Source organism: Glutamicibacter soli, from assembly GCF_052322135.1.
In the GTDB taxonomy this organism is placed as follows: domain Bacteria; phylum Actinomycetota; class Actinomycetes; order Actinomycetales; family Micrococcaceae; genus Glutamicibacter; species Glutamicibacter soli.
In genome coordinates, this window is sequence record NZ_CM125969.1 from 505,014 (window position 1) to 528,557 (window position 23,544).

Annotated in this window: 33 protein-coding genes and 1 pseudogene; 33 read left to right on the forward strand and 1 reads right to left on the reverse strand. The window is 56.0% G+C overall.

Annotated elements, in window-relative coordinates:
* Positions 1-159: 159 nt before the first annotated feature.
* The 33 genes and pseudogenes from ACTX90_RS02465 (at position 160) to ACTX90_RS02625 (ending at position 22,968) form a co-directional block, all read left to right on the forward strand.
* A complete protein-coding gene (locus tag ACTX90_RS02465) occupies positions 160-465 on the forward strand; it encodes a hypothetical protein (RefSeq protein WP_443442968.1) in 306 nt (101 codons plus the stop codon).
* Positions 446-1,267 (forward strand): PD-(D/E)XK nuclease-like domain-containing protein, encoded by an 822-nt coding sequence (locus tag ACTX90_RS02470; protein ID WP_443442970.1) that lies wholly within the window; start codon positions 446-448, stop codon positions 1,265-1,267. Before ACTX90_RS02465 ends, ACTX90_RS02470 begins: the two co-directional genes overlap by 20 nt.
* Complete coding sequence (locus tag ACTX90_RS02475; protein WP_443442972.1) at positions 1,260-2,024, forward strand: hypothetical protein; 765 nt, start codon at positions 1,260-1,262, stop codon at positions 2,022-2,024. Before ACTX90_RS02470 ends, ACTX90_RS02475 begins: the two co-directional genes overlap by 8 nt.
* Positions 2,017-2,583, forward strand: coding sequence for a single-stranded DNA-binding protein (locus ACTX90_RS02480; protein ID WP_443442974.1), 567 nt, complete (start codon positions 2,017-2,019; stop codon positions 2,581-2,583). The genes ACTX90_RS02475 and ACTX90_RS02480 overlap by 8 nt, the downstream gene beginning before the upstream one ends.
* Positions 2,584-3,432: 849 nt before the next feature.
* The gene (locus ACTX90_RS02485; RefSeq protein WP_443442975.1) at positions 3,433-3,903 is read left to right on the forward strand and encodes a DUF6378 domain-containing protein; all 471 of its coding nucleotides are present in this window, start codon (positions 3,433-3,435) and stop codon (positions 3,901-3,903) included.
* Positions 3,900-4,274 (forward strand): hypothetical protein, encoded by a 375-nt coding sequence (locus ACTX90_RS02490; protein WP_047119751.1) that lies wholly within the window; start codon positions 3,900-3,902, stop codon positions 4,272-4,274. Before ACTX90_RS02485 ends, ACTX90_RS02490 begins: the two co-directional genes overlap by 4 nt.
* Entirely contained in the window at positions 4,271-4,612 is a 342-nt protein-coding gene (locus ACTX90_RS02495) for a hypothetical protein (RefSeq protein WP_443442976.1), read from the forward strand. Before ACTX90_RS02490 ends, ACTX90_RS02495 begins: the two co-directional genes overlap by 4 nt.
* A 10-nt stretch (positions 4,613-4,622) precedes the next feature.
* Positions 4,623-5,291 carry a hypothetical protein gene (locus ACTX90_RS02500; RefSeq protein WP_443442978.1) on the forward strand — a complete coding sequence of 223 codons (669 nt, stop codon included), beginning with the start codon at positions 4,623-4,625 and terminating at the stop codon, positions 5,289-5,291.
* Between the two features lie 36 nt (positions 5,292-5,327).
* Positions 5,328-6,581, forward strand: a complete 1,254-nt coding sequence (locus ACTX90_RS02505; protein ID WP_443442979.1) for a replicative DNA helicase — start codon at positions 5,328-5,330, stop codon at positions 6,579-6,581.
* Between the two features lie 145 nt (positions 6,582-6,726).
* Positions 6,727-7,143, forward strand: a complete 417-nt coding sequence (locus ACTX90_RS02510) for a RusA family crossover junction endodeoxyribonuclease (RefSeq protein ID WP_443442981.1) — start codon at positions 6,727-6,729, stop codon at positions 7,141-7,143.
* A gap of 87 nt (positions 7,144-7,230) precedes the next feature.
* Entirely contained in the window at positions 7,231-7,974 is a 744-nt protein-coding gene (locus tag ACTX90_RS02515) for a DNA-methyltransferase (protein ID WP_443442983.1), read from the forward strand.
* Positions 7,975-8,019: 45 nt separating this feature from the next.
* Entirely contained in the window at positions 8,020-8,223 is a 204-nt protein-coding gene (locus ACTX90_RS02520; RefSeq protein ID WP_443442984.1) for a hypothetical protein, read from the forward strand.
* On the forward strand, positions 8,220-8,483 hold the full coding sequence (locus tag ACTX90_RS02525) for a hypothetical protein (protein ID WP_443442985.1): 264 nt from the start codon (positions 8,220-8,222) through the stop codon (positions 8,481-8,483). The genes ACTX90_RS02520 and ACTX90_RS02525 overlap by 4 nt, the downstream gene beginning before the upstream one ends.
* A complete protein-coding gene (locus ACTX90_RS02530) occupies positions 8,480-8,677 on the forward strand; it encodes a hypothetical protein (RefSeq protein ID WP_443442987.1) in 198 nt (65 codons plus the stop codon). Before ACTX90_RS02525 ends, ACTX90_RS02530 begins: the two co-directional genes overlap by 4 nt.
* 139 nt (positions 8,678-8,816) lie before the next feature.
* Positions 8,817-9,530 carry a hypothetical protein gene (locus tag ACTX90_RS02535; RefSeq protein ID WP_152666877.1) on the forward strand — a complete coding sequence of 238 codons (714 nt, stop codon included), beginning with the start codon at positions 8,817-8,819 and terminating at the stop codon, positions 9,528-9,530.
* A gap of 358 nt (positions 9,531-9,888) precedes the next feature.
* A pseudogene (locus ACTX90_RS02540) lies at positions 9,889-10,380 on the forward strand (hypothetical protein); the annotation flags it as partial.
* Between the two features lie 36 nt (positions 10,381-10,416).
* Positions 10,417-10,650 carry a hypothetical protein gene (locus ACTX90_RS02545; RefSeq protein WP_443444061.1) on the forward strand — a complete coding sequence of 78 codons (234 nt, stop codon included), beginning with the start codon at positions 10,417-10,419 and terminating at the stop codon, positions 10,648-10,650.
* A 248-nt stretch (positions 10,651-10,898) separates the two neighbouring features.
* Positions 10,899-11,135: a hypothetical protein gene (locus ACTX90_RS02550; protein WP_443442988.1), complete on the forward strand. Its 237-nt coding sequence runs from the start codon at positions 10,899-10,901 to the stop codon at positions 11,133-11,135.
* Positions 11,132-11,719, forward strand: a complete 588-nt coding sequence (locus tag ACTX90_RS02555) for a DUF7341 domain-containing protein (RefSeq protein WP_443442990.1) — start codon at positions 11,132-11,134, stop codon at positions 11,717-11,719. Before ACTX90_RS02550 ends, ACTX90_RS02555 begins: the two co-directional genes overlap by 4 nt.
* Before the next feature lie 1,092 nt (positions 11,720-12,811).
* Positions 12,812-13,270 carry a hypothetical protein gene (locus ACTX90_RS02560; RefSeq protein ID WP_443442991.1) on the forward strand — a complete coding sequence of 153 codons (459 nt, stop codon included), beginning with the start codon at positions 12,812-12,814 and terminating at the stop codon, positions 13,268-13,270.
* Positions 13,271-13,274: 4 nt separating this feature from the next.
* Positions 13,275-14,342, forward strand: a complete 1,068-nt coding sequence (locus ACTX90_RS02565; RefSeq protein WP_443442993.1) for a terminase large subunit domain-containing protein — start codon at positions 13,275-13,277, stop codon at positions 14,340-14,342.
* Positions 14,302-14,919 carry a terminase large subunit domain-containing protein gene (locus tag ACTX90_RS02570; RefSeq protein WP_443442995.1) on the forward strand — a complete coding sequence of 206 codons (618 nt, stop codon included), beginning with the start codon at positions 14,302-14,304 and terminating at the stop codon, positions 14,917-14,919. The genes ACTX90_RS02565 and ACTX90_RS02570 overlap by 41 nt, the downstream gene beginning before the upstream one ends.
* 9 nt (positions 14,920-14,928) lie before the next feature.
* Positions 14,929-16,269 carry a phage portal protein gene (locus tag ACTX90_RS02575; protein ID WP_443442996.1) on the forward strand — a complete coding sequence of 447 codons (1,341 nt, stop codon included), beginning with the start codon at positions 14,929-14,931 and terminating at the stop codon, positions 16,267-16,269.
* Positions 16,269-17,504: a hypothetical protein gene (locus ACTX90_RS02580; protein ID WP_443442998.1), complete on the forward strand. Its 1,236-nt coding sequence runs from the start codon at positions 16,269-16,271 to the stop codon at positions 17,502-17,504. Before ACTX90_RS02575 ends, ACTX90_RS02580 begins: the two co-directional genes overlap by 1 nt.
* Before the next feature lie 79 nt (positions 17,505-17,583).
* Positions 17,584-18,090: a hypothetical protein gene (locus tag ACTX90_RS02585; protein ID WP_443443000.1), complete on the forward strand. Its 507-nt coding sequence runs from the start codon at positions 17,584-17,586 to the stop codon at positions 18,088-18,090.
* A 14-nt stretch (positions 18,091-18,104) separates the two neighbouring features.
* Entirely contained in the window at positions 18,105-19,007 is a 903-nt protein-coding gene (locus ACTX90_RS02590; protein ID WP_443443002.1) for a phage major capsid protein, read from the forward strand.
* A 176-nt stretch (positions 19,008-19,183) separates the two neighbouring features.
* A complete protein-coding gene (locus ACTX90_RS02595; RefSeq protein ID WP_443443003.1) occupies positions 19,184-19,618 on the forward strand; it encodes a Gp19/Gp15/Gp42 family protein in 435 nt (144 codons plus the stop codon).
* Complete coding sequence (locus ACTX90_RS02600) at positions 19,615-20,010, forward strand: DUF6093 family protein (RefSeq protein WP_443443005.1); 396 nt, start codon at positions 19,615-19,617, stop codon at positions 20,008-20,010. The genes ACTX90_RS02595 and ACTX90_RS02600 overlap by 4 nt, the downstream gene beginning before the upstream one ends.
* Positions 20,007-20,390, forward strand: a complete 384-nt coding sequence (locus ACTX90_RS02605) for a hypothetical protein (RefSeq protein ID WP_443443007.1) — start codon at positions 20,007-20,009, stop codon at positions 20,388-20,390. Before ACTX90_RS02600 ends, ACTX90_RS02605 begins: the two co-directional genes overlap by 4 nt.
* Before the next feature lie 444 nt (positions 20,391-20,834).
* On the forward strand, positions 20,835-21,044 hold the full coding sequence (locus tag ACTX90_RS02610) for a hypothetical protein (RefSeq protein ID WP_443443009.1): 210 nt from the start codon (positions 20,835-20,837) through the stop codon (positions 21,042-21,044).
* A complete protein-coding gene (locus ACTX90_RS02615) occupies positions 21,037-21,546 on the forward strand; it encodes a phage tail tube protein (RefSeq protein WP_443443011.1) in 510 nt (169 codons plus the stop codon). The genes ACTX90_RS02610 and ACTX90_RS02615 overlap by 8 nt, the downstream gene beginning before the upstream one ends.
* A 141-nt stretch (positions 21,547-21,687) precedes the next feature.
* Positions 21,688-22,299, forward strand: coding sequence for a hypothetical protein (locus tag ACTX90_RS02620; RefSeq protein ID WP_443443013.1), 612 nt, complete (start codon positions 21,688-21,690; stop codon positions 22,297-22,299).
* A 126-nt stretch (positions 22,300-22,425) separates the two neighbouring features.
* Positions 22,426-22,968, forward strand: coding sequence for a hypothetical protein (locus ACTX90_RS02625; protein WP_443443015.1), 543 nt, complete (start codon positions 22,426-22,428; stop codon positions 22,966-22,968).
* Positions 22,969-23,223: 255 nt separating this feature from the next.
* On the opposite strand, the gene ACTX90_RS02630 is transcribed toward ACTX90_RS02625, so the two are convergent.
* Entirely contained in the window at positions 23,224-23,526 is a 303-nt protein-coding gene (locus ACTX90_RS02630) for a hypothetical protein (RefSeq protein ID WP_443443016.1), read from the reverse strand.
* Positions 23,527-23,544 lie beyond the last annotated feature (18 nt).

Genomic DNA, 23,544 nt, shown 5'->3' on the forward strand with positions numbered 1-23,544 from the left:
TCATGGCTATAGGAGGCCAACAATGACTGGTAAAACCCGTTCGTTTGAGCGACCAACCCTACCCGTGTTCCAAGCATTCTGTGCTTGCGGATGGGTCGGCAAAGAGTGGTCGTTTGAAGCCACCGTCAGGGAAGAACAACAGGAACACAGGTGCGAACAATGAGCGACTACACGCCAACCACCGAGCAGGTACGTCACGCCTACCTCGACCACATGGAGTTTGCGGCTCATGTTCGCGGAGTTGACTCGTACGACAAAGAATCAGGTGACGCATTCGACCGCTGGTTAGCCTCAGTGAAAGCCCAAACGATCACAGATGTTGCCGACCAGATGCGTGACAAGTTCACAGCAGCATGGTTACGCGGCAAAGCACGAGAATACACGCACGGCCCTCGCAAAATTGTGGGGGCCTTCGCAATATCCGAAAGCAACCAGGAGGCCGACTGTGGCGACACTGATTTATGACTTGGATGAAGTCGAGTATCACGCGCACGAGGCTCTTGGATCCACGAGTATCAAGACTCTTTCGGATACGGGGATCAGCATGGCCGAGGTCAGAGTCATGCTGTCCACGAATGAGCACAAGCGGGTGTTTGATACCGGCACGTTGGCTCACGCATTGATCCTCGAAGGAAGCCTTGACCGGCTCGTGGAACGTGTGGACGTGGACGCATGGCGAACCAACGACGCGAAACAGGCGAAAGCCGCCGCTTATGCTGCGGGGAAGATCCCGATCAACAACAGCGAGGTCGATTCGATTCTTGCCCCGGTGGAACGCATGGCAGATAGCGTCATGAACCACCAGCTCGCATCCTCGTTGTTGACTGACTTCCAACCGGAGGTTAGCGCGTTTTGGGAGTCCGATGGCACACCGTTGAAAGCTCGTTTTGACGCGTACCGGCCAAACCACGGGCAGATCATCGACCTGAAAACAACCCGGTCAGCACGCCCCAACGACGTCCGCAAGTCAATCAGCGACTTCGGCTACTACATCCAAGCGCAACACTACTTGAACGGCGCACAGGCGGTCACAGGCTTCGTGCCCGACTGGAAGTTCATCTTCGTGCAAAACTGCGAACCCTACACGGTCAGTGTTGGTTCACTCGACCCCGAAGCGCTCCGACAAGCACAAGCACGCATCAACATCGCACTACGCCGATACCAGGAAGCCCAGTCATCGGGTAACTGGCCAGGCTACGAAACCGAATACACCTACACCCTCACGCCGTGGGAAAACATCCGAAACGAGGAAATGGAAAATGAGTGAAATTGTCCGCGTCGAACCGCAGCAGATCACGATGGCCGAGCAGATGCAGTGGTCGCAGATCGTCACCGAGGGCGACCTTGTGCCGCAGGCTTACCGTGGCAAGCCCGCCAACGCTTTAGTAGCTATCGGGCTTGGGCAGGCCATGGGGCTCGCGCCGGCAGAGTCCTTGTATCGCATCGACGTGATTCAGGGGAAGCCCACCGCCTCCGCTGAACTGATCGCGTCGAACGTGCGCAAGGCTGGCCACAAACTCCGCGTGGAGGTCGACGAGCAGGCCAAGAGCGTCCGGGCAACTATCTGGCGTGCCGACGACCCGGAGTACCCGCACACCGTGGTCAGGGACATGGCGTGGGCGCAGCAGATGGGGTTGTCCAACAAGGACAACTACAAGAAGCAACCCGTGACGATGCTTCAGTGGCGTGCCATCAGCGCGGTTGCCCGCCTCGCGTGTTCTGAAGCGCTCTACGGTGTCACGTACACGCCGGACGAGATGGAAGACATGGGCGAGATCAAAGCCCATTCCCCGCGCACCCCACAGCCAGCGCCAGCGCAAGAAGCACCCACGGTGCCGATGATCAACGAAGCCCAGTGGGGTGAGATCGTCACGGCCGCGACCGCGAAGGGCATCGAAAACCCTGGCGCGTTCGTCGCCCAAACCCTCGGGCGGCAGTTGCCCGGACCGAACGCAATCAAGGCAGACGAACTTCCCCTCATCATGAACACCCTCAACGAAATGGAGGCCATCAACAATGGCTAATGACACGGTGATTACCGTTATCGGCAATCTGACTGCGGATCCGGAGTTGCGTTTTACGCCTTCGGGTAGCGCGGTTGCGAATTTCACGATTGCTTCGACCCCGCGAACCTTTGACCGGAACACCAACGAGTGGAAGGACGGGGAAGCGTTGTTCTTGCGGTCGGCTGTCTGGCGTGAGGCCGCTGAGAACGTCGCTGAGACGCTAACCAAGGGCATGCGCGTGATTGCGCAGGGGCGGTTGCGTATGCGTTCTTACGACGATAAGGAGGGGAACCGTCGCACTGTGACCGAGTTGGAAGTGGACGAGATCGGCCCGTCGCTGACTTTCGCTTCCGCCAAGGTGACCCGTACTCAGCGGTCAGGCGGTGGCGGTACTCGTGCACCACAGCAGAATCAGCAGTCGGCTCCACCGCAGCAGGTTACTCCGCAGCCGAATGGTGGGGGTTCTTGGGCTGGTACTCCGGCGCAGGATCCTTGGGGTACTCAGTCGCAGCAGAACCCGGCGCAGGGCAACGGTGGCGGCTGGGGCAACCCGGGCAACGACGAACCGCCGTTCTGAGTTATCCACACCTAATCAACAAGCGCTAACCCAAACCGGGTAGCGCTTTTTTCATGCACCAAACACGGGGCTGGTTTCACATCTTGGGGGTGAGTAACCAGCCCCAAACCACAACCAAAGGAACAACAATGTCAGCAGTAGACACCGAACCAATCCGCCCATGCCAAGGCTGCAAACGACCAACCAGACCCAACGGATGGTCGCCCGAAGAATACCCCGGCACCGTCACCTACGGCGGATACGGGTACTGCACGAACTGCCGACGCGCACAGGTCAAAGAAGAACAAGCAAAGATGTTCGGGGAACCGCAAGCCGACCGCCCAACCACCGAACAAAACAAGGCCTCGTTGCTCGCCTACTTCAAGGAGCGCCGCCCATACCGTGAAGCACTCGGACAAACCCACTTCCCCGACCCACTAAACCCCTGGCCAACCCCAGCCTGCGGAACCCCAGCAGGCTACAAACACCACGTAAAGCGCAAAGAAAAGATCTGCGACCCGTGCAGGAAAGCCAGATCCGAACAGCGCCCCACACGCCGCACACGAGAGCTGAAGCCCTGCGGAACATACGCCGCATGGATGCGACACGACCGCAAAGGCGAAGAAAAAGACCTCGCCTGCGAAAACGCTTACACACTCCACAAAGCCGAGCAAAGAGAACGCGCACGAGCACGAAGGGCAGCCGCATGAATGAGTGCGATAAGTGCTGTCGTGGGTCCGCACCGTACTTCATGTGCCGTCGAAGTATGGACTGTATTTGCCACAAGATCCGTGACGAACAAGCCCGAACAACCCCGAATAACCTCCCGTGGGCTGATCACACGGCCAACACAGCAATAGGAAGAACCAAATGAGCATGTACAACGTAGGCGACCGGGTACTGGTCGATGCCGTCGATGGATCCACCGGGTTCGTAGAAGTGGAAATCACCGCACTCGAATACAACTACTTCAACGACCTCCGATACCGGGCAGGAAAACGAATCATCCACCCCAAAGAAATCCAAGGACACGCACAAGCACCCGCGCAGGAAACCGACACGGACGAACCCAACGAACGCGCCCGAATCCTTGCCGAGTCCGAACAGCTGATCAACGGTGACCGGGCGAAAGACTACGGCGACCCAAACGAAAACTTCGGCCGCATCGCCAACCTATGGAACGCACAATTCGCCCACAAACTCAACCAACCATTCACCGCACAAGACGTGGCCTACGCACTCATCCACCTGAAAATGTCACGCCTCGCAAACACCCCAGGACACCGCGACTCACTCATCGACGTCTGCGGATACGCCGCACTATCAGGAGAACTCAAATGAAACTCGAACAAGACCACCTCACGGAACTTGCAGAGCTTCGATTCGAGAAGCAGCAACTCGGATACCACCTAGCAGAAATACGAACCAAGCTCCGCGGAAATAACCACCATCGAGGCCTGATTGCGGCGCGAGTTAGAAAGCTCAATCGCCTAAAAGAAGTCGATACGCGTCTCGAAGAACTAAAGACTCTGATCGCAAGGAAGCCCTTTTCACAAATCGACCTAGTAGTTCTCATTGAGCGCTTGGCTGAACTCGAAGCAACCATCGTTGACCAAGGATACGAGGGCGGCCTCAGAGCATTGAGGGCATTCATCAAAGTCGTCATTGCAGACCAGAACCGCCTCAGCTCATTGGAAGGAGCAAGCGAATGACCACGTATCAGGCAGCAGTGAAGCGTGACCATGACGGTGCTGTTGCGGCGCTCATGGACGCGTACCTTGCTTACGGGCAATACCCGAACCATGAGGAATCTTTCCTCATCAACACCATCGTCACAACCTACATCGGCGCACCACTATCCTGCGCGCAGATCACCGAAGCGTTGGCGACGTGCCATGACATCCATTACCGGCGCACCACGCAACCCAACCTCATGTACCACGGTGCCGAGGTCATGCCAGAAGACGACCTCTACCAGGACGCTCTAGCCGACTACGAACACGACAACGAACTCACGTTGTACCGAATCATCCAAGAAGCAACCAAGTAAGGAGGCCAGCATGGGCTGGTTCAAAGTTGACGACCAGTTAGCCTTCCACCAAAAAGCCGTCGTCGCAGGAAACGCTGCAATGGGGTTATGGGTGCGCGCCGGCTCATGGTCATGTGCCCAACTCACAGACGGGTTCATAGCAAAAGCTATGGCAAATGCTATGGCAAACGAATGCGATGCCGATGCGCTTGTTCTAGCCGGACTATGGGACGAGGTCGAAGGCGGCTACCAGTTCCACGACTGGTCCGAGTTCCAACCAAGCGCCGAAGATGAGCGCGAAAAGCGAAAAGCCCGGAGTTTAGCGGGTAAAAAGGGTGCAGCCGCCCGATGGGCTAACAAACCGGATAGCAAATCGCATGGCAAACCGCATGGCAAAAACATGCGGTCGCAATGCCCCGACCCCGACCCCGATCCCTTAAATACTTCTTCCCCAACCCCTTCTTCACAGGAGGAAGAAAAGAAGCCAAGAAAGAAACCCTCAACCAAAATCCCAGACAACTGGCAACCCACCGAAGAACACGCAAAACGAGCACGAGACAAAAACCTCAACGTCAACGAACTCGCAGAACACTTCAAACTCCACGCCGAAACCCACGACCGCCGAGCCGCCAACTGGAACTCAGCATTCACCATGTGGATCACCAAAGCCCAACCACGACAAGCAACCGCCTGGGGATAACCCCAAGCGGTATTTCTTTACCCGAAAGGAGGCCACATGTCCGACCTCAACCACGCCGAACTATCCATCATCGGCGCACTCATCCTCTCCCAAGGCCGAGTCCTAGACGACCTCGAATTCGACCCAGCCGACTACACCCAACCCGTGTACGAGAAGATCCACCGCGCAGCAATGACCATGAAAACCGCTGGGCAACCCGTGGACATGGTCACCATCGCCGCACACATGCACAGCAACGGCGAAAAACTCGACCCCGCCTTGCTTCCGAAAGCCATGGAAACCACACCCACCGTGGCAAACGTCGGACACTACGCCAACATCGTCACCCAAGCCGCCATCGCACGACGCCTCATGGTCGCCGGACAGAAGATCCACCAACTCGCACAAACGAACGGTGGTTCACCGGAGGTCGTGGAGGAAGCACGCAAGACCCTCGACGATGCTTCAGCAAAAGAAACATCAGCACCAGTCACGTTCCTCGCCGAAACACTCGAAGAAACAATCGACCTGCTCGAATCCGACGTACGAGCCATCCCAACCCCCTGGCCACAAATGAACCGACTCATCACCGGCCTACAACCCGGAGCCGTGTACGTCGTCGGAGCCCGCCCAGCAGTCGGCAAATCAGTGATCGCAGTCCAACTCGCACAAGCCATGCTCAACCACGGGTCAGTCGCATTCATCAGCCTCGAAATGAGCCGAAACGACCTCAACCTCAGGATCATGGCGAACGAGCTGAAGATCCCGATGAACCGATTCATGGAACGAAACCTCGAACCATCGGACTGGCAGAAAATCGCCACATGGACGCAAGCACAAACCACCCGGCCGCTCGCAGTCCTCGACCGCCCATCATCGTCCATCACCGAAATCAAACGGTTCATCCGATCCACGCACCGACGCAAACCACTCGCCGGCATCGTTGTGGATTACCTGCAACTCATGTCGCAACCCAACGGTGACCGCCGTCCACGGCATGAGTTCGTATCGGACATGTCCCGTGAGCTGAAGATTCTCGCCATGGAATACGGGGTGCCAGTGATCGTCCTATCGCAGCTGAACCGCAACAGCACCAACCGTGCCGAAGCGTTACCGATGATGTCAGACCTGCGCGAATCGGGATCCATCGAGCAGGACGCAGACGTAGTGCTCCTGCTGCACCGCGAACCTTATGGGGAAGCTTCGGTGGATATGAAAATCGCGGTCGCCAAAAACCGGCGCGGACAAACCGGAGCCATCGAACTGGTCTTCCAAGGCCACTATTCCAACGCACACGACCCAGGAGCGTGAACCCAGTGAGAGAACACCTAGCCGAGCCTATGCGCCTCGGGGGCGTCATGGCCGAGTACCTGCTGGAGCTCGAAGCAACATGCGCTAACTACCAAGCCACTCTCAACGAGGGTGGCCATTCTTTTGCCACCAACCAGGAGGACCAGTGATCAACTTTTTTGTGCCGGGCATCGCAGCACCTCAGGGGTCGAAAAAGGCATTCAAGCGGGGGAAGAAGATCGTGCTCGTGGAGATGAGCGAGAAGCTTCCCGCATGGCGTGACGCGGTGGCTCGTGTTGCCGAGGGTCATGCGCCGGACGAACCATTGGATTGCGCGTTACGGGTCAGCATGGACTTCTACCTGCCAGCACCAGCGCGTTCACGTTTTGGGAAGCACCCTGCTGGCGTCCCGGATCTCGATAAGCTCGCACGTGCTGTCAACGACGGCATCACGGCCGGCGGACTTTGGGTGGACGACTCACGTGTTTGCTCATTGCACGTCCGCAAACACTGGGCAGCGGATACACCCGGCGTGCGCGTGACCGTTGAACCACTGTGGGACGCGCTAGAACGCGCCCTATAGCGCCTAACAGCCCCGCAACGGGCAAATACTCACCCAACACTATTCCAGCGCCCCCTAGGGCGCTTTATTCATTCCAGGAGCAAACGCATGGAGCTTTACCATGACCATTTCCAAAACCACCGACGCTACAACATACCGCCAGCACAACTAATCATTGCTGATATTCCGTACAACATCGGCACCAATGCCTACGGGTCAAACCCCCAGTGGTACGAAGACGGAGACCGAGCCAACGGCGAATCCGAACTCGCTGGAAAGCGTTTCTTCGACACCGATGAAGACTTCCGCATCAGCGAATTCATGCACTTCACCAGCCGCATGCTCAAAAAAGAGCCGAAGGAAAAGAACCAAGCTGGCTGCATGATTGTGTTCTGTGCCTTCGAACAACAGATGCAAGTCATCGAAGAAGGCAAAAAGTACGGGTACAAAAACTACATCAACCTCGTCTTTCGAAAGAACTTCTCACCCCAGGTGCTCAAGGCAAACATGCGTGTGGTAGGCAACACCGAGTATGCGATCATCCTGTACCGCGACAAACTACCAAAGTTCCGCAACAAGGGCCGAATGATCATGAACTGCATGGACTGGAAGCGGGACAGCCTCACACCGAAAGTCCACCCCACACAGAAACCGATCGGGGTCATCGGCCAACTAATCGAAACCTTCACCGACCCCGGCGACGTAGTAATCGACCCATGCGCAGGCTCCGGAGTCTCCCTGCTCGCAGCGGAGAACCTTGGGCGCAAATCGTTCGGCTTCGAAATCAACAAGAAGTTCGTTCACGGCTTCGAAACGCAGATGCGCCCAAACGTCCGAGAACTACTTTTCTAAGCGCCCCAACGCCGGGCGCTATTTTCATACCCGAAAGGCAACACCATGACCGCGTTCGTCAAAATCGCAGACACCTGGATCGAAACCGAATCCATCGAATCCATCACCGCAACACAAAAAGAGAACTACCTCGCGGCGAAAATTCAAACCGTCAACATCATCACTCGATCAGGACAGAAGCACACAGGAGAAATGGTCGAGTCTGAAGTCATCAAACTGCTGGAAAATCTGACTGGAACCAACCGATGACCCGCCGCAAGCAAGGCCACCCAGCACGCACCAACCGGGATGCGTTGCATGTGGAAGTCGAAAAACTCGCAACACGGATCACAAAGCTAGTTCCAGCGATCATCCGCGACCCACGGTTCGATCCAGAAGATGTCACCACCGCCAAAGCCGGATCCATAGCCATGCTCCACCTACTCGCAGTCATGGCCGACCGCCCAACCCCCGCCGAAATCTACGGCCACGGAAAACACGGATACCACAAATCGAAGGACAACAAATGAACACCGTAACCATCCACCTGCGCAACGGAAAAGAACTCACCTTCAAAGGCGAAAACCTTCGGGTAGAAACCCTCAGAAGTGGAAGTGAACTCACCAAGATCAATTGGACCGGACTCAAATATGGAGATTCGCCAATTTTCCTCGACCTATCCGAGATAGTCGCGGTCACTCAGGATCTCGGAGAAGCACCATGACCACCTACACGATCACGTCGCAGCACGGCACACACTGCCTCATGCTCGGAACCATGCTCATCGCACAATCTTCTGACCTCGAAGCCCTCGAAAGAGTGCGAGCCGGACTCGAACACCGCCACCCAGACAGGAAACAACCATGAGCCGACCAAGCATCGGGATAATCATCGAACACCAACGCCACGCATACCGGGTCCTCGAAGTCCGCGAACCACTCGATAGCAACTACCTCTACGAAGTAATCGTCGAACGACTCACCGGACACGCGCCCGGAACACACCACGGGATGAGGATCAAAAACCAACACAAACACTGGCGCGAAATCGGTGAACATTACGCAGTCTGCAACTGCTGCAACGAACTACCACCATGCAGTGGTATCCGCGCTGAACGAGCCGTTCAGCAGTCTGTCGAAGCCATGAAAGTCCCAGACGGATACTGCCCAGCCTGCAAAGAGCCAATCACGCACCGGCAAAAGAAATACGTGTTCCCCGGCCCGAACCTACTGAACCCATTCGGAGCCGACGGAGTGCAGTTCCATCAGCGCAGCAAATGCCAGTCCAGCGCCGCGGCCTACGAAGAAAAGTGGGTGAAAGCAGATCCCACCCGGGCGCGCTCGCTACTAACTCTCACCTGCCCAGGCCACGTGATCGTGCATCACGACGGCACCGGCGAATGCCACCGCGCAGACGGCGAAAGTTGCCCGCACATTCATGCTCGGCATCAGAGTTATTCCGCCTGCTATACCCAATCCCACGGGTGTGGGAAAGAATGCCCACGCAACGGCCATCCAGGATGCCGACTGCACCCCGACCTCACACCCGCCGGAACCATGAAAGGAATGATCCCATGATCCCCGCAATCATCTGCTGCGTCGTAGCCATGATCATCATCTTCACCGTGCTACTCGCATACGCCTGCGCAAAAGCCTCAACAAGGCCATACCCAACCAAGCCAGGGGCTTGTGAAAACAAGTACAAGAACAACCAGTGAGAGCAAGGAAAACACCCTAAAATCCGCATGATCACGCGGAATTTTGGTAGAATTAGGGATATAGAAACGGCCTACGAAGAGACGGGAATCTCGACGCAGGCCTAACCCGAATTCTGACCTAACCAGAAAGGGGGCTAGCAGACATGCTACCCAAAAACCCTTCCGCAAAGAAAATCTGCTTTACCAAAGGATGCGAGAAAGCATCAGTCGGAAGAGGCATGTGCGGAACACACTATGCAGCGTGGCGACGGGGCGGGGGTGTTACACGTGAACCCATCGTCAAGCCAAAAATCTGCATCATCGATGGTTGCTCAAAGAAAGTCATAGCACGCGGGTGGTGCCAAACCCACTATGGCCGGTGGCACGCCTATGGAGATCCGAACAGAGAACCAGGAGTCAAAGAGACGCGCTTCTGCTCCATCGACGGGTGCAACGAAAAGCATTATGGCAACGACCTTTGCAACCTTCACTATCAGAGGCTCCGGTTCAACGGAGATCCGAACAAAGTCCAGAGAATCCGAAACGATGACGAACTTCGCTTCGATAGCTTCGTGGACAAATCGGAATCATGCTGGAACTGGCAAGGCTACCGAAACGACCACGGATACGGGCGACTCAGCATTGGGCAGAAACCCATCCTGGCGCACAGGTACTCGTATGAGCGTCACTGCGGAGAGATACCCGAAGGTCTACTGGTAGATCACATGTGCCACAATCCAGCATGCGTAAACCCGGAGCACCTGCGTTTGGCCACGAATAAACAAAATCAGGAAAACCTGTCTGGACCAAGAGCAGATAACCGGCTTGGGGTTCGCGGGGTATCACTGACACGCACTGGGAAGTATAAAGCCAAAGTTGGCCATAATGGCGAAGTGATCGAAGTTGGAACGTTCGACTCACTAGAAGAAGCCGATCTTGCAGTTCGAGCCAAACGCAATGAGCTTTTCACGCACAACATACTCGATCGCAAAACGGCATAACTAGAACGAGGGCCACCAAACCGGTGGCCCTCAACTATTTAAGAAAGGACGGAACGATGACTGAGAAGTCTCAATGCTTTCTGTAAAAACCACATGGGCGGCATGAAAAACCAATACCCCAACAGAGACAAAGCCCTACAACAAGCAATCTGGCACGCACGCAAAGGACGAGGCGGCACATTCACCATCGTCGTATGCAAGTCAGACCCCCAGATATTCCATGTCATATCAAGCAGAGAGGCCAAAAAATGAGTAAGACGCGCACCACAGCAGGCGAACTCATTGCGATGCTCAGCGAACTAGACCCAGGCACGCACGTCTACGTCGACATCGGCTCATACGACTGGGAAGAATCAGACGCCATCGAACTTCGAACCACACAAGGAAGCATCTACGGAAACAAGAGCAACGGAGACGTACACCTCACCGGACTAAAAGCCGAAGACGTGGAACGGGCCAACACCATCGAAGGAGAAACACTGTGACCTTGCGATCCCTCGCGCAAGAGCTGACAGAACCGCACCTAACAATGATCGGCGGACAAATCGGAAAGGTGCCTGGACTATTGACCGAACTGCGTGAAGCAGTCAGCGGATCAAGCGACACAGGTGCAGGAGGAGCATCAAGCAAAGCACGCATCCTCGTAGACGCATCAGCCCTAGACCTACTCAACAACATCACCGACGAAGTCCGCATCGCGTACACCAACCGATACCAAGATGCTGCGCCCATCCTCGAAAAATGCATCATCAGAATCAGCCAGGACGCACACGAACCGGACTGGGAAACAACACTCGAAGCAACACTGAACTGGGCTAAAGGCCAGATCGAAACCTATCTTCGACCCAAGAAACTACGCAGACTCGACGGCGTAACCTGCCCAGCCTGCGGACAAGCAACCTACAGCGAAGACAGGCTCACCGCACTCTACGTAGACTGCTGGGCAGACAACGAAAACCTCAAACCCCACCAAGAATGGAGCGTTGAATGTAAAGCATGTGAAGCGCACTGGACAGGAACAAACGAAATCAAATGGGTACTAGTTGCACTGACCGCACGCACCTGTTAATCTGGTACCAGCTGCGGATACGTGTACCCACAGTCAGAAGCTTCAACCAAAAGGTTGGGGCTTATTTTATTGCCAAAAAACGGCAAGACCCCCGGACGCTGGCCAAACCGGGCGAACAAGCCAGCACCCCCGCGCAGACCTTCCCCCCAACGAAGTGTGCGCTGGGATACGAGAAGTCGCTCGCCTCGTATCCGGCATGCACGTCACTACCGTGCATAGAGCGTCAAACTTACAAAGCCCAGCTACCTTGGGGCCAGCGCGGCTGACTGGCTAACGATCACCCGCAACGCCGCCCGCGTCAGAACCATGGACAACTGACGCGGGTAGCAACAACAAAGGCGGTGACACGATGGCACGAGCCAAACGCATCTGCCCCAAGCCTGGATGCCCACAGGCCGCAGTCAAACGCTATTGCACTGAGCATGAGCGAGAGTACGAACGCGCACGAGGCAACAGCACCCAACGCGGATACGACTCTAAGCATCAAACACTGCGTAAGCAATGGCGCGAACGTATTGATCGAGGCGGAGTCAATTGCGCATCATGCGGACTGCCAATCCATCCAGGCACACCATTCGACCTCGGCCACACTGACGACCGCACAACATACAAAGGCGCAGAACACGCCCACTGCAACCGCTCAGACGGCGGACGCAGAGGACGCGCACAACAGAACTGAACCTGTGGAAAACTACCCGCAACAACCCACACAACCCCCACCCGGGGGGACCTAAGACGTGGTCAGACCAGACCGCCGGTGAGGTGGCTGAGATGCGCGGAGGGTTCAGAAGTTTCTGACTAGGCGTTTTTGGATGCTCTTCTTTCTGCTGGTGTTTGGGTTGCTCCACACTCGGTGCATCGGTAGTCTCCGGAGTCCATGCTGAAGTGGTATTCCTTCGACCAATGGTGATCTTCGTGTGGTGGTTTCCCTGACTTGGACCATGCGTCTTCGAGCTTGTTGGCTTCTTCGAACTGCATCTTTTCTTCTCTTTCTTGAGGTGGTGAGCACTTATGGCCCGTGGTGGTGCTCGTAATCGTTCTGGGCCTCAGGCTGATCCTACTTCGGGGCGCAGTGATGCGCGAGGTGTGAAGTTGGATGCTTTGCCGAATGAAGGGCGTGTCGGTGAGCCGCCTCTAGCTTGGCCTTTGGGTTCGCCGGCCGTTTACATCGACGTGATCGTGAACGGTAAGCCATCCCGTGAGCTTGATGAGGTTGCGACTGCCGAGCGACGTGATGCTGAGCTGGCTCTATGGGAAGAAGTTTGGACTTATCCGCAGGCTTGCGCTTGGGAGTTGGATCGGTGGCGTTGGAACATCGTGGCACTGTATGTCCGCACGTTCCTAGTCTGCGCTGGTCCTGAAGCTAAGGCGGCTGACAAGGCTTCGTTGCATCGTTTTGGCGATCAGTTGGGTCTCACTCCGGCTGGTTTGAAAGAGAACGGTTGGGCGATTGCACGCAGTGAGGTTGATATGAGGCGTGCTGAGAAGCCTAGCTTGTCGGTTATTGACGAAACGGAGCAGGAGCGCCCTCAGCGTCGTTTGAGGGGGTGATCTTGTGTCTGATTTCAAGGTTGATTTCCCAACCTTGGGCGATGTTGTTGATGCTTGGATCGCTCAGCATTGCAAGGTTCCGAATGGTTTTGATCGTGGTGCTTCGTTTGTGGAGTCTGACTGGCAGTTTTGGTGCACGGCGAATCATTATCGTGTGAAGGACGCAGCGCAGTGGGATCCTGTGAAGCCGTTGCGTGCTCAGGCGTTCCATTACCGCCGTTCTCAGATTGTTGCCCCACAGAAGACAGGTAAGGGGCCTTGGTCTGCTTCGATTGTTGCGGCTGAGGCTGTTGGGCCGACGTTCTTTGGTGGTTGGGCTGAGAAGGGCGATGTGTACCGCTGCGAGGATTTTGGTTGTCCTTGTGGCTGGTATTGGGAGTATGAGCCTGGTGAGCCTATGGGGATTCGTCAGCCGTCGCCGTTGATTCAGATGCTCGCTACGTCTGAGGATCAGGTGGATAACGTTTATGGTCCGTTGAAGGCGATGATCCTTTTGGGTCCGCTTGGTTCGTTGATGAAAGTCCGTGAGGGGTTCATTCGTATCCTGGGCGGTGAGGGTGGCGAGGATTTCGACAAGATCGAGGCTGTTTCGTCGTCGGCTGCTTCTCGCCTTGGTAATCCGATTAGTTTTGCTTTGCAGGATGAGACTGGCACTTATACGAAGACGAACAAGTTGATCAAGGTTGCTCAAACTCAGCGTCGTGGTCTTGCTGGTATGGGTGGTCGTTCGATTGAGACGACGAATGCTTGGGATCCTGCTGAGGCTTCGTTGGCGCAGCAGACGTTTGAGTCGCAGGCTCCGGATATTTTCAAGTTTTATCGTCAGCCGCCTGCCGACTTGTCTTACAGAAATAAGCGTGAGCGCAAGCGGATCCATGCGCATGTTTATGATGGGTCGCCTTGGGTGAATCTGGATGACATTGAAGCGGAAGCTGTGGAGCTTTTGGAGACGGATCCGGCGCAGGCTGAGCGGTTCTTTGGGAATCGTTTGGTGTCTGGTTCTGGTGCTTGGTTGAAGGATGGTCTGTGGGATGCAGCTTACGCAGGTAACTTGGTTGCCGAGTCCGCCTGATGGCACGCAGATCACGCTTGGGATGGACGGTTCGGAGAATGACGACTGGACCGCGATCCGTGCCGAAACCATTGACGGGCACCAATTCACGCCGCGTTATGGGCCGGATAAGCGGCCTGCCGTGTGGAATCCCGCCGAATGGGGTGGAGAGATCCCGCGTGGTGAGGTTGACGCTTGCGTTGATGAGCTGATGACCCGTTTCAAGGTGAAACGCATGTATTGCGACCCCCACGGCTGGTATACGGAGATCGGCAACTGGTCGGTCACGTATGGCGATGACGTTGTTTTTGAATGGAACTGTTCACGAATTTCTCGCATGTTCGAGGAAATTGTACGGTTCCAAACAGATTTGCGTGAGAAACGCATAACTCATGATGGTTGCCCGTATGCGGCGATGGCGTTTGCAAATGCCAGGAAGATCGCTAAGCCGGGTCAGAAGTACATTCTTGGGAAGCCTACGCAGCATCAGAAGATCGATGTGGCGATGTCTTCCATTCTTGCTCATACCGCTGCGGCGGACGCTCACACTGCTGGTTGGGGCGAGGAAACCGATAACCGTATGTGGTGTTTTGGATAGGGGGCCGTTTTGGCGTTGACCAATGAGATGACCTCTCTTGTCCAGGGGCTTGAGGATAAGCTTTCTGCTTTGTCTAGCAAGGATTTGCTGAACGACAGGTATTACGAGGGCGCTCAGCGTTTGGAGCATATTGGGTTGGCTGTGCCGCCTGAGCTTCGCCGTTTTGAGACTTCGGCTAATGCTTGCCGGATCACGGTGGATTCGGTGGCGAACCGTCAGAAGTTGAAGACGTTCTATCTGCCTGATTCGGATGAGGCTTCGGCTGAGTTGCGTGATGGTTGGGATGCGAACAACCTTGATTCTGAGTCGCAGTTGCTCAGCAAGGAGAAGCTGATCCTTGGGCGCGGTTTCGTGTCTGTGGGCACGAACGAGGAGGACAAGGATCATCCTCTGATTCGTGTTGAGTCGCCGCGTGAGATCGCTGTGGATGTGGATGTGCGTCATCGTCGGATGAACGCTGCTGCACGGTTCTACGGCGATTCTGTGGAGCCTGGGCGCGCTGAGTTTGCGACGTTGTATCTGCCGAATCAGACGCTCTGGTTGGAGCGTGGTTCTGGTGGTTGGAACGTTGTTGATCGGGATGATCACAAGCTTGGCCGTGTGCCGTTGGTGATGTTCTTGAACCGTCGTCGCTTGGGGCGCTGGAACGGTGTTTCGGAGATGGCGGACGTTATCCCGCTGGTTGATGCGGTCGCTCGCACGCTGACTAACTTGCAGTTGGCTGGCGAGACTCATTCTGTGCCTCAGAAGTATGTTCTTGGCATGTCCAAGGGCGATTTTGTGGACAAGGATGGGAAGCCTATCCCGGCGTGGGAGGCCTATTTCAATGCGATTTGGGCGAACGCGAACAAGGACGCGAAGGTTGGCCAGTTCGCGGCGTCGGATCTGAAGAATTTCCATGAGACGACGAACCATTACATGCAGCTGATTTCGGGTATCACGGGTTTGCCGGTCCGTTATTTCGGGCAGAACACGGCGAATCCTCCTGCTGAGGGTGCGCTGATCGCTGATGAGTCGCGTCTGATCCAGAACGTTGAGGCTAAGAACGCTGAGGATGGCGACTCTTGGGGCTGGGTCATGGGCTTGTATGAGCGTTTCCGTACTGGTGAGTGGGTCAACGGTAACCGGATCGCTACGGAGTGGTACAACCCTGCTACTCCGACTCAGGCGCAGACAGCTGATGCGGTGACGAAGATGTATGCAGGCGGTAATGGGCTGTTGTCTTTGGAGTCTGCTTGGGATTCCTTGGGCTGGTCTGAGGCGCAGAAGAAGCGTGAGTGGGAACGCCGTGAGCGTGAGTCTCGCATGAGTCTGACCATGTTGGAGAAGGACGTTGAACAGGAGCTCTAATGTCGGTTCCTGTTGCGGTGGTTTCTCAGTACAAGGCTAGTCAGCGGTTGCAGTCTCAAGCGGCTCTTGCGGCGCGGAGAGCTTGGGGGCAGGTTCAGGCCAGCTCCATCTCGGAGTCGTGGGAAGCGATTCTCAGGTCTTCGGGGCTGATTGCTTCGGTGTCTGCTGGCCAGTTGGCGAACGCTACGGCGGGGGCAAGCTATTCGGCCGATGCGTTGGCTCAGCAGGGCTTGTATGAGCCTCCTGAGGCGTTCGTGAACCCTGCCGGGTTTGCTGGTGTTGCTGCTGATGGGCGCACGCTTGAGGGATTGTTGTATTCGACGGCTCCTTATGTGAAGACGCTCATTGGCGGCGGCATGGACGTTTCTACGGCTATGGGTGCTGGTGCTAAGCATGTGCAGATGTTGGCGAAGACTACTGTTGCTGATGCTGGGCGTGGTGCTGCTGGCGTGGATATTGCTTCTCGTCGCGGTGTTGGTTATGTCCGCATGTTGAACCCGCCGTCGTGTTCGCGGTGCTCGGTGCTGGCTGGCAAGTTCTACCGTTGGAACACTGGTTTTCGCCGGCATCCTGGTTGTGATTGCGTGCATGTGGCTTCGACTGACAAGGCTGTTAGTGGCGGTAAGTCTGAGGGTCTGATTCATGACCCGTACGAGTATTTCCATGGGCTGTCGGAGGCCGAGCAGAACAAGCTTTATACAAAGGCTGGCGCGCAGGCTATCCGCGATGGAGCTGACTTGTTCCAAGTAGTGAACTCGCGCCGCGGCATGAAGCCTGGTGGTTTGGTCACTACTGAGGGCACTAGTCGGCGTGGCAATTTCGGGCGCGCTAACGGACCACGTCTGACACCTGAAGCGATCTACCAGAAGAATCTTTCACGCGCTGAGACTTTGAAGGAGCTTGAGCGGTACGGCTACATTCTGCCGGGTGGTCAGGATCCTTTGGGTGCGATTCGTGGTCAGCGTGATGGTTTCGGCGCACTGGGTCGTGGCGGTACACGTGTTGGTGCCCGCCAAGCGGCGCTAGAGGTTCGCAGGACGGGCGAACGCAAGCCGAACGACCGCTACAACATGACCGAGGCTGAACGGCGCTTATTCGAAGCTCAACTGCGCTGGAATGCCGTCCGCGAAGGACGTAACCCCTACAGCTCGAAGAAGCCTCTAACCCCTGATATTGCCGCGAGAGTTGAGAAAGACTTCCGGCGCTGGTTGGCCACGGGCGGCCAGGTTTTCTAATCAAGTTTTTGTTCTTCCCTTGCGTGCGATGCGCCGGGGTTATTTGCCGTGCGATGCGGCTGTCAATAAGGAGTATCCAATGTCTGATGCTGTGAATACCGAGACCAGCGAGAGTGCCGAGGCTTCTACTGCGACCACTGAACAGGTGCAGTCGCAGGAAGATAAGCCACTCGGTGAGAACGGTGAGAAAGCGTTGAAGGCTGAGCGTGAAGCACGCAAGGCAGCAGAGGCGCGTATCGCTGAATTCGAGGCCAAGGAGAAGGAAGCCGCGAAGGCGAACCTCTCCGAGGTTGAACGTGCTCAGGCCGAGGCTAGGGAAGCGCAGGAAGCTAGCGCTAAGGCTGCTGCTGAGCTTTCCGTGTACAAGCTGGCGGCTAAGCATGGCATCACTGATGAGGATGATTTGGAGCTCCTGTCTGCGGCCCCGGATGAGGCGACGCGTGAACGGCTTGCCGTGCGTATTTCTGCCGCCGGGTCTGCGCCAACCCCGAAACCGGACCTTTCGCAGGGCGCGAAGGGATCCGACAAGAAGTCCACCACTGGTCAGCAGTTCGAGGACTTCTTCAACAGCAATCTCGCAAACTAAGGAGCTGAAAAGCTATGGCAGGTATTGACCTGAACCGTACGTCCACCAACGTTGCGGCGCTGCTTCCAAAGGAAATCTCGCAGGAGATTTGGAGCAACGCTGTCAGCGATTCGGTGATCATGCAGGCTGCACGCCGCATCAACCTTCCAGGTTCGGGCGTGACCATCCCGATCATCACCGGCGATGCTGAGGCTGACTGGGTGAATGAGACCGATGAGAAGCCTGTATCTCAGGCGACTGTCGGCAACAAGTCGATCACCCCGTACAAGCTGGCTGTCATTGAGCTGTTCTCTGATGAGTTCCGCCGTGACCTGCCGGGCCTGTACGCTGAGCTGGCTCGCCGCCTGCCGTCTGCACTGGGCAAGAAGTTTGACCAGACCATTCTGCATGGCACCGCGCCGGGTTCGAACTTCGACGTTCTGACCAATTCGACCGCAGTTTCCTTGGACGCCACCGACACCATTGGTGATCTCGCTACCGCGCTGACCACTGTTGGTGCTGCTGGCGGCGACCTGTCGCACTGGATGATCTCCCCTCAGGCTGAGGGTCTGGTCATGACCGCCAAGGACGGCACCGGCAACTACGCGTTCCTACGTGATGCGCGTACCGACCGTGGCGCTATCGGTTCGATCTACGGCCGTCCGGTGCTGAAGTCCAACGCCGTGTACGCGAACCCGACCGACCCGACCCCGGACACCATCGGTTTCGCCGGCGACTTCGCCAACTCCGCCATCTGGGGTTCGGTCGAGGGCATCAAGGTTGACATCAGCAACCAGGCCACCGTGAACAAGGGCGGCACCCAGATCAACCTCTGGCAGCGCAACATGTTCGCGATCCGTGCCGAGGTTGAGGTGGGCTTCATTGTCCGCAATGGCGCTCACTTCGTGAAGCTGACCGGCGCGACTTCGGCTGACTAATGCTGTTGGTGAATCCGTTTACCGGGAAGCTGGTTGATGCTCCTAAGGAGCACGTTGATCAGCTTCTCGGTGCTGGCTTCAAGAAGCAGGAGTCAGCTGCGCAGGATCCTAAGGGTTCTGTTCCGGCCCGTCGTGGCCGTCCGCGTAAGACTGATAACTAGGTTAGGGGGTGCGCCGTGGCGTTTGTCGTGGTGTCTGATGTTGAGGCGCGTATGGGGCGCTCCCTAACTGTTGCTGAGGCAACTCAGGTTGAGGCGTGGATTGAGGATTTGGAAGCTGTTGTTTTGCAGCGGGTTCCGGATCTTCAGTCTCGGATTGAATCTGGGGAGATTTCGGCGGCGGTTGTGAAGTCGGTTTTCTGTTCGGCGATTATTCGTGTTCTTAGGAATCCGGGTGGTCTGCGGCAGCGTACCGAGTCGATTGATGACTATTCGGTGACTGAGACGATTGATTCGTCTAGCTCTGCTGGGTTGCTGTACTTGTCGGATGATGAGTGGGCGTTGATTATTCCTGGTGCTACTGGGGATGCGTTCAGTATTCGTTCGTATGGTGCGCCGGATCGGTTGTCGGGTTGGTGGGTTCATCCTGATCAGTGGGTGCCGTACCCATGATGGATGCTCAGGCTGTGACGTTGCGTGGCCGGTTGGCTGCTGAGGCGTTGATGATTGACATGTGTCGTGTTGAGCGGTCAATCGGTGAGGTTACTGATCCGGTGACGGGTGTTGTCACTGACGGTTGGGAAACGGTGTATGAGGGTGCTTGCAAGGTGCAGGGGCGGACGGCGCAGGCGACTGTCCCTGAAGCTGGTGGGCACGCTTTCACCGTGGAACAGCTGATGATTCATTTGCCGGTGTCTGCTCAGTCCAGGTTGGATGACCGGGTGACGATCCAATCGGCCGCGATGGATCCTGATCTGGTTGGTGCGATGTTCCGGCTCACTGAGTTGGCGCGTGGCACTTACCGTACTGCTGACCGTTGGAACGTTGAGTTGGTGACCGGATGAGCGGCGCTGATGAGCTTCGGAAGTTCGCACAGGACTTAGGCAAGGTTGCTGGCAAGGCGGTTCCTGACACTGACATGGTGCTGAAGAAGGGAGCGCAGAACATCAAGGATGACTTGGTGTCTGAGGCTCGCGGTTCGAAGCACTTCAAGGGCATGGCTGGTTCGATCAGCTATGACCCTATTGGTGGTATGGGTTCGCTCGGGTACGAAATCGGCCCTTCGAAGGATCGACGTGGTGGCGCGTTGGGTAACATCGCGTACTTTGGCACGTCGCGTGGCGGTGGCACTTTGGATCTTGAGGGTCCGCTTGGTCGTGAGTCTCCGGCGCTTGAGCGTGAGCTTGGCAAGCTGGTGGATAGGTGGGGTGATGCTCTTGAGTAGTCATTCTGAGTTCCTGGCTTTGCTTGCCACCTTGCCGAGTAAAGCGCCAATCCACAAGGGCACTGTGCCGGCTAACCCTACTTTCCCGTATGTGTTGGTGACTCGCGTGATCCCGTATGCGTCTGGGCGGTCGTTGAATCGTACTGTTCATGCGCGCACGAATCGGTGGTTACTGACCATCGCGGGGCTGAACGATACGTCGGTGGGGATCATTGCTGAGCAGTGCCAGCAGGTCCTTGAGGGTGCCCGTGTGGGCGGGCAACGGCTAGAGGAGATCCCTAACCGCCTCGGCATCGAACCCGACCTTGACGTGACACTCACTAACGGGGCCAACCCGTTGTACACAAAGCAAGAGTGGCACGTTTCTAACTAAATAATTTCCAGTTCAAGGAGTCATGCGTTTTCGTATGGCTCCTTTTTCAATGCCCAAAAGGTGGTTTCGCTATGGCGTTTGTACGCGTCAAAGACAAGGACACCGGTCATGAGTTCGACGTCCCGGAAACGGATTGGCGGATTGAGGCTGGGCTGTTCACCCGTGTTTCTGGCAAGGATTCCGTGGTTCGTCCGCGCCGGCCAAAACATCGTGTCGCATCAAAAGGTGTGACTTCCAAGCCGTCTTCGGCGGCCGAAAAGAAGGAGGCCAAGAATGGCTGAAATTCCTGCAACTCCGGCTGACGGAAATGTTGCCGTCTGGGTTGCCCCTGCTGTAGCTGCAACTGGTGCTCCGAAGCTGACTGAAGTCAGTGCCGGTGCTGTGGTTGACATTTCTTGCTACCTGACTGCGGATGGGTACAACGAGACTCTGGATGAGCAGGTGATCGCTGATGAGCGGTTGTGCTCGACTGAGACTTACGAGCAGCCGGGTCGTTCGCAGCGCACTTTGAGCGTGACTTACATTGACAACACGAACTCTGAGAACGAGGCCACCGACAACAAGGCCAAGGACACTCTGGTTCCTGGTTCGGTGCATTACCTCATTGTTCGTCGTGGTGTTGCGTTCGATGAGCCAGCTGCGGTGGGCCAGAAGGTCACTGTGTTGACTGTGAAGGCTGGGCAGTATTCGAATCTTCCGCCTGAGGCTAACTCGGTTTTGAAGACCACTCAGAAGCTGTTCATCACTGGCAAGACCCAGGTGGACGTGCCGCTAGTAGCCTAGCAATTCTTCAATGCTGGGTTGGAATTTTAGTGGTTTCAGCCCAGCATTGATAACACTTTTCTGGTAGAATTGGGATATTAATAAACCCCCACGTTGCGCTAACAACTGGGGGCACGGACAACACTCTAAGGAAGTGCTGACTTGTCTATTATTGCATGCTCTGTAGCTGGATGCGAAACGCCGAAGTTGAAGCGTGGTATGTGCGAAAAGCACTATCAATACCATCATCGAAACGGGTTGCTAGGTCAGGCCAAGAGAGGCCGTGTCTGCTCGATCGAGGGTTGCGAGCGAACCATTACCGGCAAGGGCATGTGTTCCATGCATTACCAACGGGCAAGGCGCGGCATTACGGACGTCAACATCGCCGATCCGGTGCGCGTATCTGGGCAGACAACTTGCACCTTCGGAGATTGCTCCAAGCCAGCTTTGTCCCTCCACTTGTGCTCGATGCATTATTGGAGGCAGCACGATTTCGGCCCGGAGGGTCTTGACCGTATTTCCATACACGATCCAAGGCATATCGTCGGGTATTCGGCAGTACATCAAGCACTGCGTCACAAGCGCGGCCCTGCCCGGAAGTTTGACTGCAACCACTGTGGAGGGTCTGCTGAGCAATGGGCCTTCGATCACAAGGTAGATGAACCTTTGTTTGACGCTAAGTGTCACAACATGCCGTACACCACTGACCTGAGTCATTACATCCCACTGTGTATCAAGTGCCATGTGGCATTGGATATGCAGCATTCCTACTAGAACTGATTGAAACCCGCTGGCTTCTGCTGGCGGGTTTCCTTATGCCAGCCGTGTGGCGCGCCTTGACAGGGAGCGCGTCGCACGGCTTTCCCTGTTTCCCTGTCCCAATAGTTTTAGGAGTACCCAGTGGCTTTGAAGGTGAAGCGTCCGGAGCGTCTTGTTGAGGTGTGCTTGGATGGTGCGCTCGTTGCAGAGTACGAGGCTGTTGAAGCTGAGTTGGAGATCAAGCGCCGTGAACGTGTTGTGGACAAGCGCATGAACGATCCTATTGTGGCGTTGGAGCGCCGTAAGGGCGAACTGTGGCTGGCTCAGAAGAAAGAAATGGTTGTCTTCAAGCTTCGTGCACTTCCTCGTGCGAAGTGGTCTGAGATCAAGCTGAGCAACCCGCCGCGCAAGGATCATGCTCTCGATGAGCATTATGGGTTCAATACTGACAAGACGTTCGATGCTGCGATGTCTGCTGAGGGAACCATTGTTGAGGTGACTCAGGGCGGAGAGCCAACTGAGTTCACTGGTGAGGATTGGGCTGAGTTTGCTGCGGATCTGACCGCCGGCCAGTTTGGTGCTTTTCAGGTCGCTTTGAATGAGATGAATGGGGGCCATTCTGAGGTCCCTTTCTCACCGACCGGATACAAGATGATCCAGGATTCCGACGCGAACTCCAAGTAGCCCGGTCTTTAGGGATCTCGCATGATGAGTTCTTGAATTGGGATGAGCGCGAGCAGGATAAGATGCTCGCGCTCAAACTGTATGAGGATACTCGTTTATGCCCGATGTGTGGCGGTCCGATTGAGGAGTGCACGAGTTCTGAGAACGAGATGCGTTATCGGGTTGATCCGCCGACTCGTTGCCATAAGCAGACTGCGATTCTCCGTTATATGGAGGGTGATGGTCAGTGGGATAAGCGCCCTCATAATCGGGCTCTTATGCTTGGCGCTCGGCTGGATCCGCGGTAGTCGCCATCTGTTCTTCGTAGATGCGTCGTTGCAACTGGTAGCTCTCTGTGGCGGCAGTCGCGGATTGCTTCAGGTATCCCACGGCCATCAGCAGTAGACCGAAAGTTATTCCAGAACCACCCGCAGCTATCACCGCTTCGCCGCCGGTGAACATTCCTAGAACGATCAAGCCCGCGCTGATGCAAGCAAGTACAGCTCCGGTTGTTACGAATGCGTCGCCGGCCATCGCGGATTTGTTTGGCAACGGCGATGCTGTGTTGTTTTTACTCATACCTCCGATCTTATCGGG

Bases quoted from the DNA above. Each gene is read 5' to 3' on its own strand.
- ACTX90_RS02465 (WP_443442968.1), top strand. From the start codon at position 160: ATGAGCGACTACACGCCAACCACCGAGCAGGTACGTCACGCCTACCTC.
- ACTX90_RS02475 (WP_443442972.1), top strand. From the start codon at position 1,260: ATGAGTGAAATTGTCCGCGTCGAACCGCAGCAGATCACGATGGCCGAG.
- ACTX90_RS02480 (WP_443442974.1), top strand. From the start codon at position 2,017: ATGGCTAATGACACGGTGATTACCGTTATCGGCAATCTGACTGCGGAT.
- ACTX90_RS02485 (WP_443442975.1), top strand. From the start codon at position 3,433: ATGAGCATGTACAACGTAGGCGACCGGGTACTGGTCGATGCCGTCGAT.
- ACTX90_RS02490 (WP_047119751.1), top strand. From the start codon at position 3,900: ATGAAACTCGAACAAGACCACCTCACGGAACTTGCAGAGCTTCGATTC.
- ACTX90_RS02495 (WP_443442976.1), top strand. From the start codon at position 4,271: ATGACCACGTATCAGGCAGCAGTGAAGCGTGACCATGACGGTGCTGTT.
- ACTX90_RS02500 (WP_443442978.1), top strand. From the start codon at position 4,623: ATGGGCTGGTTCAAAGTTGACGACCAGTTAGCCTTCCACCAAAAAGCC.
- ACTX90_RS02505 (WP_443442979.1), top strand. From the start codon at position 5,328: ATGTCCGACCTCAACCACGCCGAACTATCCATCATCGGCGCACTCATC.
- ACTX90_RS02515 (WP_443442983.1), top strand. From the start codon at position 7,231: ATGGAGCTTTACCATGACCATTTCCAAAACCACCGACGCTACAACATA.
- ACTX90_RS02520 (WP_443442984.1), top strand. From the start codon at position 8,020: ATGACCGCGTTCGTCAAAATCGCAGACACCTGGATCGAAACCGAATCC.
- ACTX90_RS02525 (WP_443442985.1), top strand. From the start codon at position 8,220: ATGACCCGCCGCAAGCAAGGCCACCCAGCACGCACCAACCGGGATGCG.
- ACTX90_RS02530 (WP_443442987.1), top strand. From the start codon at position 8,480: ATGAACACCGTAACCATCCACCTGCGCAACGGAAAAGAACTCACCTTC.
- ACTX90_RS02535 (WP_152666877.1), top strand. From the start codon at position 8,817: ATGAGCCGACCAAGCATCGGGATAATCATCGAACACCAACGCCACGCA.
- ACTX90_RS02550 (WP_443442988.1), top strand. From the start codon at position 10,899: ATGAGTAAGACGCGCACCACAGCAGGCGAACTCATTGCGATGCTCAGC.
- ACTX90_RS02570 (WP_443442995.1), top strand. From the start codon at position 14,302: ATGCAGCTTACGCAGGTAACTTGGTTGCCGAGTCCGCCTGATGGCACG.
- ACTX90_RS02580 (WP_443442998.1), top strand. From the start codon at position 16,269: ATGTCGGTTCCTGTTGCGGTGGTTTCTCAGTACAAGGCTAGTCAGCGG.
- ACTX90_RS02585 (WP_443443000.1), top strand. From the start codon at position 17,584: ATGTCTGATGCTGTGAATACCGAGACCAGCGAGAGTGCCGAGGCTTCT.
- ACTX90_RS02590 (WP_443443002.1), top strand. From the start codon at position 18,105: ATGGCAGGTATTGACCTGAACCGTACGTCCACCAACGTTGCGGCGCTG.
- ACTX90_RS02600 (WP_443443005.1), top strand. From the start codon at position 19,615: ATGATGGATGCTCAGGCTGTGACGTTGCGTGGCCGGTTGGCTGCTGAG.
- ACTX90_RS02605 (WP_443443007.1), top strand. From the start codon at position 20,007: ATGAGCGGCGCTGATGAGCTTCGGAAGTTCGCACAGGACTTAGGCAAG.
- ACTX90_RS02610 (WP_443443009.1), top strand. From the start codon at position 20,835: ATGGCGTTTGTACGCGTCAAAGACAAGGACACCGGTCATGAGTTCGAC.
- ACTX90_RS02615 (WP_443443011.1), top strand. From the start codon at position 21,037: ATGGCTGAAATTCCTGCAACTCCGGCTGACGGAAATGTTGCCGTCTGG.
- ACTX90_RS02630 (WP_443443016.1), bottom strand. From the start codon at position 23,526: ATGAGTAAAAACAACACAGCATCGCCGTTGCCAAACAAATCCGCGATG.